The organism is Bradyrhizobium macuxiense (genome assembly GCF_001542415.1).
GTDB lineage: Bacteria > Pseudomonadota > Alphaproteobacteria > Rhizobiales > Xanthobacteraceae > Bradyrhizobium > Bradyrhizobium macuxiense.
This window is the reverse complement of the sequence record NZ_LNCU01000088.1, coordinates 49,247-63,050: the sequence shown is the minus strand read 5'-3', so window position 1 is coordinate 63,050 and position 13,804 is coordinate 49,247. Positions and strand designations below refer to the sequence as shown.

Here is a 13,804-nt window from a genome sequence, read left to right as displayed (position 1 = left end):
TGGCTCATGGCGGCAGAATCGAGGAAACGAGCAGTTGCGTATAGGGCTCGCGGGGATCGTCGAGCACCTGATCGGTCAATCCAGTCTCGATGACGCGGCCGCCCTTCATCACCATCACGCGGTGCGACAACAGCCGCGCAACGGCGAGATCGTGGGTCACGATGATGGCGGCGAGACCGAGCTCGCTGACGAGGTTGCGCATCAGGTCGAGCAGGCGCGCCTGCACCGAGACGTCGAGGCCACCGGTCGGCTCATCCATGAACACCAGCCGCGGCTCAGTGACGAGGTTGCGCGCGATCTGCAACCGCTGCCGCATGCCGCCCGAATAGGTTTTCGGTGCATCGTCGATGCGGCCGACATCGATCTCGACCCGCTCGAGCCAGGTCGATGCGGTGTCGCGGATCCGGCCGTAGTGATTCCAGCCGACCGCCATCAACCGCTCGCCGACATTGGCGCCGGCCGAGACCGCCATGCGCAGGCCCTGCGCCGGATCCTGGTGCACGTAGCCCCAATCGGTGCGGAACAGGAAGCGCCGCTCGGCTTCGCCGAGATCGGCGAGATCGCGCAGCACACCGTCACGCATCCTGTAGGAGACGCACCCGGCGCTCGGCGCAAGCTGCGCCGACAGAAGCTGCAGCAGCGTCGACTTGCCCGAACCCGATTCGCCGACGATCGCCAGCACCTCGCCGGGATAGAGTGAGAAGGAGACGTCACGACAGGCCGCGAGCTGCCCATAATTTTTAGCAAGCCCTTCGGCGACCAGCAGCGGCTGATCATTGTCGAGGCGGGACAGCTCAGACATGCGCCTTCTCCTTGTGCGGCGCCGCGCTCAGCGCGCCGTGATGGCCGGCCGCCTGGCGCTGCTCGCAGAAATCGGTGTCCGAGCAAACGAACATCCGTCCACCCTTGTCGTCGGTGACGATCTCGTCGAGATAGGAATCGGCGGCGCCGCACAGCGCGCATGGCGCATCGAAGCGGTAGCGCGTGAACGGATGGTCCTCGAAATCGAGCGAGACCACCGTGGTGTAAGGTGGGATCGCGTAGATGCGCTTCTCGCGGCCGGCGCCGAACAGCTGCAACGCCGGGCAATTGTCCATCTTCGGATTGTCGAATTTCGGCGTCGGCGACGGGTCCATCACGTAGCGCGCGTTCACCTTAACCGGATAGGCGTAGGCGGTGGCGATGTGGCCGAAGCGTGCGATGTCCTCGTAGAGCTTGACGTGCATCAGGCCGTATTCGGCGAGCGCGTGCATGCGCCGCGTCTCTGTCTCGCGCGGCTCGAGGAAGCGCAGGGGCTCCGGGATCGGCACCTGATAGACCAGTACCTGCCCCGCATGCAGCGGCGCCTCGGGAATGCGGTGCCGAGTCTGGATCACGGTCGCGTCGGTGGTCGAGGTCGTGGTCTCCACGCCCGCGGTCTTGCCGAAGAATTTGCGGATCGAGATCGCGTTGGTGGTGTCGTCCGAACCCTGGTCGATCACCTTCAGCACGTCCTGCGGCCCCAGGATCGCCGCCGTCACCTGCACGCCGCCGGTGCCCCAGCCATAGGGCATCGGCATCTCGCGGCTGGCGAACGGCACCTGGTAGCCGGGAATCGCGATCGCCTTCAGGATCGCGCGGCGAATCATCCGCTTGGTCTGTTCGTCCAGATAAGCGAAGTTGTAAGTCGGCGCGTTCATTCTGCGGCCTCCTGCATTTCGGGAGCCTCGTTCGCCTCGGCGAATTCCTGCCGCAACTTACGCAGCAGGCCGAGCTCCGAATGGAAGTCGACATAGTGCGGCAGCTTCAGATGCTCGACGAAGCCGGTCGCCTGCACATTGTCGGAGTGCGACATCACGAACTCCTCGTCCTGCGCCGGCGACGTCGCTTCCTCGTCAAGTTCACGCGCGCGCAGAGCGCGATCGACCAGAGCCATCGACATGGTCTTGCGCTCGCTCTGCCCGAAGGCCAGGCCATAGCCGCGGGTAAAACACGGCGCTTCGTTCGCCGAGCCCTTGAACTGGTTCACCATCTGGCACTCGGTCAGCTCGATCGAGCCGAGCGGCACGGCGAACCCGGCGTCCTCGGCGAAGAACTCGACCTCGACCTCGCCGAAACGTATCTCGCCGGCGAACGGATGGTTGCGGCCGTAGCCGCGCTGGGTCGAATAGCCGAGCGCGAGCAGGAAGCCCTCGTCGCCACGCGCCAGGTTTTGCAGCCGCAGATCGCGATCGGCCGGGAAGTTCAGCGGCTCGCGGGTGAGGTCGCCGACCGGCGCGTCGGCATCGGCTTGCGGCGAGCCTTCGATCAGGCCGTCGCGGCCGAGGATGTCGGTCACGCGTGGCGTCGCCGCCTGCAACGCCTCCGCCGTCAACGGCTGCTCCGGCACGAACCCTTCGGCCAGCTGCGGATCAAGCAGGCGATGGGTGTAGTCGAAGGTCGGCCCCAGGATCTGGCCGCCCGGAATGTCCTTGAAGGTCGAGGAGATGCGACGCCGCACCTGCATCTCGCCGGTGTTGACCGGCTCGGTGGCGCCGAAGCGCGGCAGCGTGGCGCGGAAGGCGCGGACTAGGAAGATCGCCTCGATCATGTCGCCGCGCGCCTGCTTGATCGCGAGCGCCGCGAGCTCACGATCGTAGAGCGAGCCTTCGGTCATGACGCGGTCGACGCCGAGCGAGAGCTGTTCGGAGATCTGCGCCAGCGACACTTCGGCCACATCGCGGTCGCCGCGCCGCTCATGCGCGAGCAGGCGGTGAGCGTTCTCGATGGCGCGTTCGCCTCCCTTGACGGCTACATACATCGCTTACACTCCGCTTGCGACCAGCCGCGTGGTGCGGGGGATCGCAACAATGACATCGTCATGGACCAGCACGACATCGATGCCGCGCGGGAACAGGGCTTCGTTGATCGAGAGCCGTGCGAACAGGTCGCGCGGCCGGATCATCGCCTGCAGCAGCGCCGTGCCTTCGATGCCCGGCCCCTTCAGCTCGAAGGCCGGCCCATGCGCGAGACTGTCGACCTGCAGGATCAGTGTGGTCGACCTGTCAGGATATTCGTTGCTGCCGAACGCGAAATGATCGAGTGCCGGCAAGTTCGCCGGATTGCCGACCAGCGCGAAGCTCGCGATCGAGGAATCCGCGATCACCGGCGCGCTGGTGTGGAATTTCAGCCACCTCGCCACATCTGGCGTCGCCGACATCGCGGCATCGAGCCAGATCGGCGTGTCGTGATCGAACAGCGTCAGCGCGATCGCAGCCGACCCGCGCATCATGCCGGCGGGCGTTCCCGCACTCGCCGTGACGCGCTGGATGCTGCCCGGGCGCGCCATCGCATCCATCACCGAGCGGAAGGTCGATTGCGCCGACAACACCTTGTCGGCAAAGCCTGCGGGTAATTCGGCAACCGTGGTCATCGCATCATCCCTCACCGCGTACCATCGTGTAGAAATCGACCCGCGTTGCCGCGGTCTCCGCGGCCTTGCGGCTGCGTTCGGCGATCATGGCTGCGCGCAACGGCGCAACCACCTTCGCTTCCACCTCATCGGCGAATTGCGCCGACTGCACCATGGCGTCGCACAGCGCGATCATTTGCGCCTTCTGCGCATCGCGGCCGAGCGTGTAGCCGAAGCCGACCTCGCCGGTCGCGAGCCGCACCGCGGCACGCGACACCGTCGCCTCGCCAAGATTGAATGGTGCGCCGTCGCCGCCGACCCGGCCGCGCAGCATCACCAGGCCGTTCTCGGGCTCGCGGAGGTTTTCATGCGCAGGCACCGCGATCTGCTGCAATCGCCCCGCGATCTCGGCAGCGCCGGAATGCGCCAGCACCGCCATTGCGGCCTTGCGCTGCGCCTCTTTGCTGTTCTGTCCGGACGAACTCATGGGCAACCTTGCTCGATTCAAGTTGTCTATGTTAATAGACAACTTGATAACGGAACGCCATGACTGTTTCGTGACAAATCGAAGATTTCTGGTATCACCGCGCCATGAGCATGCAAGAAAGTTCCGGCGTCGCCTTGTGGCGGCAGGTCGCCGACGGCATCGAGCGCGGCATCGCTGACGGCCGCTTCATCGCCGGCGAAAAGCTGCCCAGCGAGATGGAGATCGCGGAGACCTACCGGGTCAACCGCCATACCGTGCGGCGCGCACTTGCAGCACTTGCCGAGCGCGGCCTGGTCCGCGCCGAGCGCGGCAGCGGAACCTATGTCGAGGCGCAGCGCCTCGCCTATCCCCTGCACTCACGCACGCGATTTTCCGAGATCGTCGGCGCCGGCGGGCACGAGCCGCGCGGCAAGCTGATCGACGCAAGGGACGACGTCGCCACCCGGGAGATCGCGCGCGAGCTGAGCTTGAAGATCGGCGCCCCGCTGATCCGGATCGAGTCGGTCCGGCTCGCCGACCGTACTCCGATCTGCGTCTCCACTACCTGGCTCTCCGCCGAGCGCTTTCCCGATGCCGGCAGCGTGTTCGCCAACGTCCGCTCGATGACGAAGCTGCTGGCGCATTACGATATCAGGGATTACCGGCGCTCCTCGACCCGGATCACCGGAGCGATTGTCGACGCCACCGACGCCGCGCGGCTCGATCTCACGCTGGGCCATGCCGTGCTTGTCGTCGATTCCACTGATGTGGACACCGCAGCCAAGCCGCTCCTCACCAAGCGCTCGCGCTTTGCCGCGGAGCGGGTCGAATTCCTGATCGAGAACAGTTGATATCTGCGAGGCGGACTAAGTGAGTTGTCCGCCACCTCTCGAGGAGCGAAGGCGGAAGTGTGCCCACCTTCCCGCGCACGGCGCCAGAATGGTGGGCTCGGCGTTGCGCGCCTTTGCCACCCCGTCAGGCGACCGCTCTTTGCCCGATGATGGCGAAACGCAGCTTGCCCGAGATGAAGTCGATCACGGCAACCGCGATCAGGATCATCAGGATCAGGAACGATACATGCTGCCACTCCAGCACGCGGATTTGCTCGGCGAGCTGCAGGCCGATGCCGCCGGCGCCGACGATGCCGATAATGGTGGCGGAGCGCGTGTTCGACTCGATGAAATAGAGCACTTGGCCCGCAATGACCGGCAGCACCTGCGGCAACAGACCGAAGCGGATCTCGTGCAGCGCGTTGCCGCCGGAGGCGCGAATGCCCTCGACCTGCTTGCGGTCGGCGGCCTCGATAGCTTCGGAGAACAACTTGCCGAACGCGCCGAAGTCAGACACCGCGATCGCCAGCACGCCGGCGAACGGACCCAAGCCGACGACGTTGATCCAGACCAGCGCCCAGATCAGCGTATCGATGCCGCGGATCGAATCCAGGAAGCGGCGCACCGGAAAGCGGATCAGGTTCGACGGGATGATGTTGCGTGCCGCCAACAAGCTGACTGGCAGCGCCATCACCGCCGCGAGCGTGGTGCCGAGCAACGCGATCGACAGCGTCTCGCCGAGCGCCTGCATGTAAAGCGGGAACGACGAGCCGGGATTCGGCGGGATCATCATCATGGTGATCCAGCCGAGCTGGCTGATCCCCGTGATCAGCTTCGTCGGCGAGAAGTCGAGATCGACCAGGCCGAACACGAAGACCGCGAGCGCGGCCGCGATCATCGCCGGCATCGCCAGCCGCGCCGAGGCCGGGCGGTCGAAGACGTCCGGGTACTTCTCGCGCAGCTCGCCCGTGTTCGGCTTCGGCAGCTGGCTCATCGGCGGGTCTCCTTGCCGAACAGCCGGGCGCGCAGCCAGCCTGTCGAGATATCGATGATGAACACCGTGACGATGACCATCACGAGGATGGCGCTGACATCGGAATAGTAGAACTTGCGGATCGCCACCACGAGCTCCTGGCCGATGCCGCCGGCACCGACGAAGCCCATGACGGAGGCCTCGCGGACGTTGATCTCGAACCGCAGCAGCGCGTAGCTGGCATAGCCCGCCGACACTTGCGGCAGGACGGCGAAGCGCATGCAGGACAGCCAGCTCGCGCCGGTGGAGCGGATGCCCTCGACCGGCTTCATGTCCGCATTCTCGACGATCTCGGCGAACAACTTGCCGAGCGCGCCGGTGGAATGGATCGCGATCGCGAGCACGCCGGCCATCGGACCGAGACCGAAGGCGATCACGAAGATCAGCGCGAACACGATGCCGGGCACGGTGCGGGCGAATTCAAGCAGCCGCCGGACCACAAAGCGCAGCCATGGCGCCGGCGAGGTGTTTTGCGCCGCGAAGAAATTCAGCGCGAAGGCGAACACCGCGCCGATCAGCGTGCCGACATAGCTGATCAGCAGCGTCTCGCCGAGCAGCTTTAACCATTTCTTCCAGCCCCAGAACCACTCGACCGGGTTGGTCCAGACCCGCGCGCCGGAATCGAGCGTGAGGATACGGTCGAAATAGCTGACGAAATTGCCGAAGTAAGTGAACAGCGTGCGCAGATTCACCTCGGCGCCGAGCGCCGCGATCAGCAACGCCGCGCAGAACACCGCGACTGCCAGCGTCGCCTTCAGCCGCTTGCGCGCGACCGCCTTGCGGTAGGCGTCGTTCAGCGCCGCCAGCTGCTGCGCAGGAAGGGTGGATACGGCGGTCGCCATCGACGAAGGCCAATCTGCTCGAGAAATAAACGGAAAAGGGCCGGGTCACAGGACCCGGCCCAAATCAATACGCGCGATCAGGACGCCTTCTTGCGCAGATTGTCGACGAACTTGATCAGCTCGATGGTCTTGTCGTAGTCGGCGTTGGTGATCGGCTGCCACGGCTGGTTCTTGCCGTCGGAGAGCTTCTTGAAGGCTTCCGGATCCTTCTTGTCGGCATCGAGGAACGCCTGCTTGATCGCGGCCTTCATGTCATCGGGGAGGTCACGGAGATAGGCGTAGGGCGAGTTGATGATGAGGTCGGACTTCGAGATGATGCGGAAGTCTTCCTTCTTCAGCGGCGTGCCATCGCTCGACTTCACCATGTTCTTGTTGAGCATGCGCGTGAGGTTGGAGTCATCGTCCGCGTTCCACCAGTTGGCGGCGACGTCGACGGTGCCCTGCGCCAGCGCCAGCACGGCGTTCTCGTGGCTGCCGGTGAAGATCACCTTGGAGAAGAAGCTGTCCGGCTCGATGCCCATCTGGTTCAGCTTGAAGCGCGGCATGTTGTTGCCGGAGGTCGAGTTGGGATCGACCAGGCCGAGATTCTTGCCCTTAAGGTCCTCGACCTTCCGGTACGGGCTCTTGGCGAGCACGTAGAACACCGAATAGTAGCCCTTCGAGCCGTCGGCATTGACGTCGATGACGAAAGCATCGGTCTTCACGCCGGTCAGCAGGGCGCGCGAGAACGACGCCGGACCGTAATAGCCGATCTGGATGTTGCCCGCGCGCTGGCCTTCGATCACGGCCGCGTAGTCGTTGGCGACACGCAGGTTCACCTTGATGCCGAGCTCTTTCGACAGATAGCTGACGAACGGCCCGAAGCGCTCGGTGACGCCGGAACCGTTCTCCGCGGGAATCACGGCGAAGGTGATCTCCGGATATTTCGACTTCCAGTCCGAGGCCGAAGCCGAGCCGACGAACGCCAGCGTGGCTGCGCCGGCCAATACGGTGCGACGAGTGATCATGATAAATCCCCTTGTTGTGGTACGCCTGTTTGGCCGGGCGAAATGCCCGTCCAGTCTGATCGGAAATTTGCGCGTCGCTCAGGCCGCGGCTGCGGTGCCGAGCGCCGGAACGGTTGCGCCTTCAGGCGCAGGCAATGGCGCCCCGCCCATGACGTCGTTCGCCTCGAGGTCATAGAGCTCGCGGGCGATATGGTCGGTCAGCATTGCGGGCTGACCGTCGAACACCACGCGGCCTGCCGCCATGCCGATCAGGCGGTCGCAATAGCTCCGCGCCAGATCGAGCGAATGCAGGTTGCAGAGCACGGTGATGCCGAAGTGCTTGTTGATGCGCAGCAGCGCGTCCATCACGATCTTGGTATTGCGCGGATCGAGCGATGCGATGGGCTCGTCGGCGAGAATGATGTCGGGTTCCTGCACCAGCGCGCGGGCGATCGCGACGCGCTGCTGCTGGCCGCCGGAGAGCTGGTCGGCGCGCTGCGCCGCGAGTTGGGCGATATCGAACTGCTCGAGCGCGGACATTGCCAGCGCCCTGTCCTGCTCCGGCCACATCTGCGCCAGCGAGCGCCACGACGGGATTTCCGCGAGCCGCCCCATCAGCACGTTGGTCAGAACGTCGAGCCGGCCGACGAGGTTGAATTGCTGAAAGATCATCGCCGAGCGCGCGCGCCACTGCCGCAGCGCCTTGCCGCGCAGCGCCGTGACGTCGGTTCCTTCGAACAGGATACGGCCGGAGGTCGGATCGGCGAGGCGGTTGATCATCCGCAGCAGCGTCGACTTGCCGGCACCCGAGCGACCGATCACGCCGACAAAACTGCCCGGCGCAATCGAGAATGATGCGTTATCGACCGCGGCTTTTGTGCCGAAACGGCACGTCAGACCTTCCACCACCAGCATGCAATGCTCCACCCGCGTCGCGTTGGGCCATCGCTATCCCTGCTGTTTTACAGTTATGTGACGGGGCTGCCGCTGTGCGGCGATCGTCCACACCACCTCCGTCGCCGTCATCGCAACGTCATGATCCTGTCATCGAGCATCGGGAAGACGACGCATCTCCCCGGGAAACCAAGAGCAGAAGCCAATAATTGCGGAGGCCCTGATGGCCGGAAAAACACTCTCGGTCGTACCGACCGTCGATCCCACCGCGACGGTGCGCGAGAGCAAGCTCGGCACCTATACCGAAGTTGGGGCGCGCACGATCCTGCTCGAAGTAAGCATGGACGATTACTCCTATGTCGTGAATGACAGCCAGATCACCTACACAACGATCGGAAAGTTCTGCTCGATCGCGGCGATGACCAGAATCAATCCGGGCAACCATCCCATGCACCGCGCCACACAGGCGCATTTCACCTATCGCGCCAGCGCCTATTTTCCCGGAGAAAGTGACGACACCGATTTCTTCAACTGGCGACGTGCGCATCACGTGCATATCGGCCATGACGTATGGATCGGTCATGGTGCGATCATCTTGCCGGGACGGACCATCGGAACCGGAGCCGTGATCGCCGGCGGTGCGGTCGTCACCAAGGACGTGCCTGCCTACACCATCGTTGCCGGTAATCCGGCCAGGCCGATCAGGCCGCGCTTCCCAGTGGCGATTGCGAATCGCCTCGCCGCGCTGGCATGGTGGGACTGGGATCATGAGACACTTCGTCGCGCTCTGCCCGATTTCCGCAAGCTTTCGGTGGAAGACTTCCTCGACAGGTACGAGTCCAGGGCCACTGCCCGATCACAAGACAACCAACGGAGTGCCGCATCGTGACCGACATCTTCATCGAGGGCGGGCGCACCCTGGTTGACGGCGCGTTCGTCAAGACATCGCTTCGGACTGCTGGCCGCGATATCGCCGCGCTCGACGCCGAGCAGGGCCGCGCGGCACTACATCTCGATGCCAACGGCCTGCTGGTGCTGCCCGGCATCGTCGACCTCCACGGCGACGCGTTCGAGCGGCAGATGATGCCGCGTCCCGGCGTCGACTTTCCCACCGACGTCGCATTGATCGACAGCGACCGGCAGGTGATCGCCAACGGCATCACCACCGTCTTCCATGGCACGACCTGGTCGTGGGAGCCCGGCCTGCGCAGCGCCGACAATGCACGAGAGCTCCTCAACACGATCGAGGCGCTGCGGCCGCAGCTTGCCGCCGACACGCGCTTCCATCTTCGCCATGAGACCCACAATCTCGACGCCGAGGCCGAGATCACGCAATGGCTCGCCGAGGGCCGCATCGATCTGTTCGCTTTCAACGACCACAGCAACGTCAAGCCGAAGAAGCGCAGCCAGCTTGCCGAACGTGCCGGACTCTCGATCGAGGCGATCAACGACATGCTCGACCAGGTCGTCGCACGCCGCTCCGACGTGCCGGCTTCGATCGCGCGGCTGGCCGCCGCGGCTAGCACAGCCGGCATCCGCATGCTCTCGCATGACGACAACAGTCCGGCGATGCGCCGGGAGTTTCGTGCGCTGGGCGCAGCGATCGCCGAATTCCCGGTCAACGAGGAGACCGCGCGCGATGCGGCCGCCGCCGGCGACTTCATCGTGTTCGGTGCTCCCAACGTGGTGCGCGGTGGCAGCCATACCGGCTGGACCAAGGCATCCGACATGATCGCCAAGGGCCTCTGCTCGGTGCTGGCGTCGGACTATTACTATCCGGCACAGCTGCTCGCAGCGTTCCGCCTTGCCGCCGACGGCACCCTGCCGCTCGCAAAGGCCTGGGATCTGATCTCGTCGGCCCCGGCGCGCGCCGCAGGGCTCGAGGATCGCGGGGCGCTTGCCCCCGGCCGCCGTGCCGACATCATCGTCGTCGACGACAAGGTGCCGTTGCGCCCGCGCATCGTCGCGGTCATCGGCGGCGGACGATTGGTGCATCTCGCGGACGCAAGCTGCCTCGTTCATTCGCTCGCGCCGCGCAAGACGGTTGCGGCGGCGTAGTCCGGCTCTATTCTGCTGTCCCATGGCCAATTATCCGCGCTACGCGATTTACCACGCGCCGTCACCCGACAGTGCACTACACCGCTTCGGCTCGACGCTGCTCGGCTACGACGCCGCGTCGGGTGATGACATGCCCTTCCCCAACGGGGTCACATCCGATTGGCGCGAGGTCACCCAGGACCCACGCAAATACGGGTTTCACGCCACGCTGAAGGCGCCGATCGCGCTGGCCGACAGCAAGCGCGAGGCCGACCTCGTCGACGCCTGCGCCGCCTTCGCCGGCCGCGCGCGGCGCATTCCGGTGATCGAGCCGGTCGTCGATGCCATCAGCGGCTTCATCGCGGTGATTCCGGCGCGGCGTTGCGACGATCTTCAACAGCTTGCCGCCGACTGCGTCACCGATTTCGACGCCTTCCGCGCGCCGCTGACGCCGGCAGATCGCGCCCGTCGCAAGCCCGAGCGGCTCTCCGCGCGGCAATACGAATATCTCGACCGCTGGGGCTACCCCTACGTCATGGAGGAATTCCGCTTCCACATGACGTTGACGGGGCGACTGAGCGACGAGCGGCGTGGCCCGATCGTGGACTGGCTGCGCGAGCGCTTTGCGACGCTGGGCCTTACGACGCTGGCGATCGACCGCCTCGCGCTGTTCAAGCAGGACGACGCCGTATCGCGGTTCCGGATCATCAAAAGCTGGCCGCTGCAGGCAAGCTAGCTCGGCCTTGCGACGGTCGCAACGGGCGAGGCCGAGGCCGGCGCGCGCCAGCTTCGCCGCCGGCCGAGGCCGGCACGGAGGTTTCGCGGATATTGCCTAATGCTCGTCGGGCCGGGTGCGCGCGATGATCTCGGCGGCGCCCTTCTCCAAGAGCTCCATCCCGACGGCGCGGCCGAGCTCGCGCGGGCGGTTCGCCGGACCATGCCGCGTCACCTCGATGAAGCGGCCGGTTTCGTCGAGCACGGACGCCCGCAGCGTCATCTCGTTGCCGGCGAGAACGGCGTGTCCCGCGATCGGCGAATTGCAGTGGCCGTTGAGCACCCACAGCACCTCGCGCTCGGCCTCGGCGCTGAGCCGCGACTGGACGTTGTCGATCTTGGCGAGCCGCGCGCGCGTTGCCCAGTCGGTCTCGACACATTCGACCGCGACGATGCCCTGCCCGACGGCCGGCAGCATTTCATCGACGGAGAAATCATGCGCGATGCGCGCGGTCATGCCGATGCGCTCGAGCCCGGAGCGCGCCATGACCAGCGCATCCGCCGGCCCCACCATGCCGCCATCCGGCAGCCGCTGCTTGTCGCCGCGGTCGAGCTTGGCGATCCGCGTGTCGGCCGCGCCGCGGAAGTGGATCACCGTCGCCTCGGGAAACAGCCGGTGCAGATAGGCGGCACGGCGCACCGCGTTGGTGCCGATCATGAAGCCCTTGCCGCGCGCGGCACGGAAGGTCTCGAGCGACAGGCCGGCCCGCAGCACAAGCGAATCGTTGGCGGCATCCCGCGGCAGCATCGCCGCGAGCACCAGACCCGGCGTCTCCTCATTGCCCGGCACGTCCTTCAATGAATGCATCGCGGCTTCCAGCGCGCCTGCGCGCATCGCCTCGCGGATCTCGGCGACGAACGCGCCGCCCTTGCCGCCATGACGCAACAGCTTGCTGGTCTGGTCCTGGTCGCCGCGGGTCTCGAACTTGACGATGTCGACGGCAAGGTCGGGCGCTGAAGCGCGCAGCAGGCGCGCGACGTCGCCCGTCTGCGCCAGCGCCATCGCGCTCTTGCGCGTCCCGATCCGTAAAGCCTGTCCCGACACGGGGTCTCCGCTGCGAATGATCATCAACGGCTGGGGATTAGAACAAAAGGTCAGTCAAAACAACGGTTTTTGCCCCTGTTCAGGCAATGTCGTCGACCAGCACGACGCCGGCAGCCTGCATAGCCGCGGTCGCTGAGGCGAGCGAGCCCGCGAGATCGATGGCGCGGCAGCCCGACAGCACGACCGCGGTCTCGAAGCCAAGCCGCCGTGCATCCAGCGCCGAATAATGCACGCAGTAATCGGTCGCCAGCCCCGCCATGACGATGCGCGTCAGTCCCCGCTCGCGCAGATAGCCCGCGAGCCCGGTCGGCGTTTGCCGGTCGTTCTCGAAGAACGCCGAATAGGAATCGATCGCGGCGCGAAAACCCTTGCGGATCACGAGCTCGGTCCTGTCGGTCGCCAGCTGCGGATGGAAGGCCGCGCCCGGCGTGCCCTGGATGCAATGATCCGGCCAGAGCATCTGCGGGCCATAGGGCATGCTGACGGTCGAGAAAGCCGCCGCGCCCGGATGCGACGTCGCAAACGAGCTGTGGCCCGCCGGATGCCAGTCCTGGGTCAGCACCACATGGTCGAACCGCCCAGCGAGCCGGTTGACCACGGGCACCACCGCATCGCCATCGGCAACCGCCAGCGCGCCACCGGGGCAGAAGTCGTTCTGCACATCGATGACGAGCAGGAGATCGTCGCGCTCGATCTTCATAGCCGCCTCACGTCCCGATCCGCAGCGGTGCGCGCAGCTTGCGCAGGCAGGCGATCACCGACAACGCGGTGATGCGGCCGGTCTTCGGGTTCTCCGAGGGGATATTCTCGATCGTCATCGAGAACCGCGCCGAATCGGCATCGACCTCGATGCGGTGGGTGTTGCGCGTCACCGTCGGGTCCGCCCAGATCTCGACCCGGGTGCGGTCGGGACCGATCCCGGCGAGCGACAGCGCCACCGCGACGTTGAGATTGGCCGGAAAGCCCTTCGCCGCCTCACGCGCGGTCCCTTCGAAAATCCGCAGCGGCTCGGTGATGCCTTCGATCTGGATGTCGTTCTCGACCAGATACGGCGCACCGAGCAGGCCGGCGATCGGCTTCCGTGTCACGATCCTTGCCGAATGGATGGTCCCGAGCGCCGCGGCGGTCACCGCATCGAGCCCGATCAGCGCGCCGGTCGGCACGATGATCTGGCCACCATTCTCGGCGGCAAGACCGATCAGGTCCTCGTTTTGCAACAATGCGCCCACGCTGAGCACGACAGCCGTCTTGCCGCGCTCGACCGCCGGCGCCACGATCGAACGCACGAGCTTGCTCGGCGCACATTCGACGACGATATCGGCGATATCGGCAAGGTCCGCGATCGGCAGCACCTTCGGCTGTGTCTTCAGCTCGGCAAGCCAGGCGCGATGCTTCCCGGGATCCTGCGACGACACCGCCACCAGCGCCAGCCCGTCGATACCCCGATCGAGCGCCTTGACGACGTCAGCCCCGATCGCACCGAGGCCGGCCACCGCCACGCGGGTCTTGATCCCTGAATCTGCCATT

At 65.6% G+C, this 13,804-nt stretch carries 16 protein-coding genes; 4 read left to right on the top strand and 12 right to left on the bottom strand.

Features of this window, described 5'->3' with window-relative positions; all coding sequences use genetic code 11:
- Nucleotides 1–4: 4 nt before the first annotated feature.
- The 5 genes from phnK to phnG are packed head-to-tail and all read right to left on the bottom strand — an operon-like array spanning nt 5 to nt 3,857.
- Nucleotides 5–802 carry a phosphonate C-P lyase system protein PhnK gene (phnK, locus tag AS156_RS25695; RefSeq protein WP_066510252.1) on the bottom strand — a complete coding sequence of 266 codons (798 nt, stop codon included), beginning with the start codon at nt 800–802 and terminating at the stop codon, nt 5–7.
- Nucleotides 795–1,679, bottom strand: a complete 885-nt coding sequence (locus tag AS156_RS25690) for an alpha-D-ribose 1-methylphosphonate 5-phosphate C-P-lyase PhnJ (protein WP_066510250.1) — start codon at nt 1,677–1,679, stop codon at nt 795–797. Before AS156_RS25690 ends, phnK begins: the two co-directional genes overlap by 8 nt.
- Nucleotides 1,676–2,779 carry a carbon-phosphorus lyase complex subunit gene (locus tag AS156_RS25685; protein WP_066510248.1) on the bottom strand — a complete coding sequence of 368 codons (1,104 nt, stop codon included), beginning with the start codon at nt 2,777–2,779 and terminating at the stop codon, nt 1,676–1,678. Before AS156_RS25685 ends, AS156_RS25690 begins: the two co-directional genes overlap by 4 nt.
- Before the next feature lie 3 nt (nt 2,780–2,782).
- The gene (gene phnH, locus AS156_RS25680) at nt 2,783–3,391 is read right to left on the bottom strand and encodes a phosphonate C-P lyase system protein PhnH (RefSeq protein WP_066510242.1); all 609 of its coding nucleotides are present in this window, start codon (nt 3,389–3,391) and stop codon (nt 2,783–2,785) included.
- A 4-nt stretch (nt 3,392–3,395) separates the two neighbouring features.
- A complete protein-coding gene (gene phnG / locus AS156_RS25675; protein WP_066510241.1) occupies nt 3,396–3,857 on the bottom strand; it encodes a phosphonate C-P lyase system protein PhnG in 462 nt (153 codons plus the stop codon).
- 104 nt (nt 3,858–3,961) lie between these two features.
- Here phnG and phnF point away from each other — a divergent pair, with 104 nt between their 5' ends.
- On the top strand, nt 3,962–4,687 hold the full coding sequence (gene phnF, locus AS156_RS25670; protein ID WP_066510239.1) for a phosphonate metabolism transcriptional regulator PhnF: 726 nt from the start codon (nt 3,962–3,964) through the stop codon (nt 4,685–4,687).
- Nucleotides 4,688–4,811: 124 nt separating this feature from the next.
- Here the strand turns inward: phnF and phnE (AS156_RS25665) are convergent, their stop codons facing one another.
- The 4 genes from phnE (AS156_RS25665) to phnC form a co-directional block, all read right to left on the bottom strand.
- Nucleotides 4,812–5,660 carry a phosphonate ABC transporter, permease protein PhnE gene (gene phnE, locus AS156_RS25665; protein WP_066510237.1) on the bottom strand — a complete coding sequence of 283 codons (849 nt, stop codon included), beginning with the start codon at nt 5,658–5,660 and terminating at the stop codon, nt 4,812–4,814.
- Nucleotides 5,657–6,541 (bottom strand): phosphonate ABC transporter, permease protein PhnE, encoded by an 885-nt coding sequence (phnE, locus tag AS156_RS25660; RefSeq protein ID WP_066510234.1) that lies wholly within the window; start codon nt 6,539–6,541, stop codon nt 5,657–5,659. Before phnE (AS156_RS25660) ends, phnE (AS156_RS25665) begins: the two co-directional genes overlap by 4 nt.
- Nucleotides 6,542–6,618: 77 nt before the next feature.
- Nucleotides 6,619–7,548, bottom strand: coding sequence for a phosphonate ABC transporter substrate-binding protein (gene phnD, locus AS156_RS25655; protein ID WP_066510232.1), 930 nt, complete (start codon nt 7,546–7,548; stop codon nt 6,619–6,621).
- A 78-nt stretch (nt 7,549–7,626) separates the two neighbouring features.
- Entirely contained in the window at nt 7,627–8,442 is an 816-nt protein-coding gene (gene phnC, locus AS156_RS25650; RefSeq protein WP_066510229.1) for a phosphonate ABC transporter ATP-binding protein, read from the bottom strand.
- Nucleotides 8,443–8,644: 202 nt separating this feature from the next.
- Here phnC and AS156_RS25645 point away from each other — a divergent pair, with 202 nt between their 5' ends.
- The 3 genes from AS156_RS25645 to AS156_RS25635 are packed head-to-tail and all read left to right on the top strand — an operon-like array spanning nt 8,645 to nt 11,194.
- Entirely contained in the window at nt 8,645–9,310 is a 666-nt protein-coding gene (locus AS156_RS25645; RefSeq protein ID WP_066510228.1) for a transferase hexapeptide repeat family protein, read from the top strand.
- The gene (locus AS156_RS25640; RefSeq protein ID WP_066510227.1) at nt 9,307–10,479 is read left to right on the top strand and encodes an alpha-D-ribose 1-methylphosphonate 5-triphosphate diphosphatase; all 1,173 of its coding nucleotides are present in this window, start codon (nt 9,307–9,309) and stop codon (nt 10,477–10,479) included. The genes AS156_RS25645 and AS156_RS25640 overlap by 4 nt, the downstream gene beginning before the upstream one ends.
- A gap of 22 nt (nt 10,480–10,501) precedes the next feature.
- Nucleotides 10,502–11,194, top strand: coding sequence for a DUF1045 domain-containing protein (locus AS156_RS25635; protein WP_066510226.1), 693 nt, complete (start codon nt 10,502–10,504; stop codon nt 11,192–11,194).
- 96 nt (nt 11,195–11,290) lie between these two features.
- Here AS156_RS25635 and hemC read toward each other — a convergent pair whose 3' ends face one another.
- The 3 genes from hemC to AS156_RS25620 are packed head-to-tail and all read right to left on the bottom strand — an operon-like array spanning nt 11,291 to nt 13,803.
- Nucleotides 11,291–12,301: a hydroxymethylbilane synthase gene (gene hemC, locus AS156_RS25630; protein WP_066510219.1), complete on the bottom strand. Its 1,011-nt coding sequence runs from the start codon at nt 12,299–12,301 to the stop codon at nt 11,291–11,293.
- Nucleotides 12,302–12,356: 55 nt separating this feature from the next.
- Nucleotides 12,357–12,977, bottom strand: coding sequence for a bifunctional nicotinamidase/pyrazinamidase (gene pncA, locus AS156_RS25625; protein WP_066510217.1), 621 nt, complete (start codon nt 12,975–12,977; stop codon nt 12,357–12,359).
- 7 nt (nt 12,978–12,984) lie between these two features.
- Entirely contained in the window at nt 12,985–13,803 is an 819-nt protein-coding gene (locus AS156_RS25620) for an aspartate dehydrogenase (protein WP_066510215.1), read from the bottom strand.
- Between the last annotated feature and the right edge of the window lies 1 nt (nt 13,804).

Coding starts and splice junctions, on each gene's coding strand:
- AS156_RS25635 (WP_066510226.1), top strand. CDS start 10,502: ATGGCCAATTATCCGCGCTACGCGATTTACCACGCGCCGTCACCCGAC.
- phnF (WP_066510239.1), top strand. CDS start 3,962: ATGAGCATGCAAGAAAGTTCCGGCGTCGCCTTGTGGCGGCAGGTCGCC.
- AS156_RS25690 (WP_066510250.1), bottom strand. CDS start 1,679: ATGAACGCGCCGACTTACAACTTCGCTTATCTGGACGAACAGACCAAG.
- phnG (WP_066510241.1), bottom strand. CDS start 3,857: ATGAGTTCGTCCGGACAGAACAGCAAAGAGGCGCAGCGCAAGGCCGCA.
- phnK (WP_066510252.1), bottom strand. CDS start 802: ATGTCTGAGCTGTCCCGCCTCGACAATGATCAGCCGCTGCTGGTCGCC.
- phnE (WP_066510237.1), bottom strand. CDS start 5,660: ATGAGCCAGCTGCCGAAGCCGAACACGGGCGAGCTGCGCGAGAAGTAC.
- AS156_RS25645 (WP_066510228.1), top strand. CDS start 8,645: ATGGCCGGAAAAACACTCTCGGTCGTACCGACCGTCGATCCCACCGCG.
- phnH (WP_066510242.1), bottom strand. CDS start 3,391: ATGACCACGGTTGCCGAATTACCCGCAGGCTTTGCCGACAAGGTGTTG.
- phnE (WP_066510234.1), bottom strand. CDS start 6,541: ATGGCGACCGCCGTATCCACCCTTCCTGCGCAGCAGCTGGCGGCGCTG.
- phnC (WP_066510229.1), bottom strand. CDS start 8,442: ATGCTGGTGGTGGAAGGTCTGACGTGCCGTTTCGGCACAAAAGCCGCG.
- AS156_RS25685 (WP_066510248.1), bottom strand. CDS start 2,779: ATGTATGTAGCCGTCAAGGGAGGCGAACGCGCCATCGAGAACGCTCAC.
- hemC (WP_066510219.1), bottom strand. CDS start 12,301: ATGATCATTCGCAGCGGAGACCCCGTGTCGGGACAGGCTTTACGGATC.
- AS156_RS25620 (WP_066510215.1), bottom strand. CDS start 13,803: ATGGCAGATTCAGGGATCAAGACCCGCGTGGCGGTGGCCGGCCTCGGT.
- pncA (WP_066510217.1), bottom strand. CDS start 12,977: ATGAAGATCGAGCGCGACGATCTCCTGCTCGTCATCGATGTGCAGAAC.
- phnD (WP_066510232.1), bottom strand. CDS start 7,548: ATGATCACTCGTCGCACCGTATTGGCCGGCGCAGCCACGCTGGCGTTC.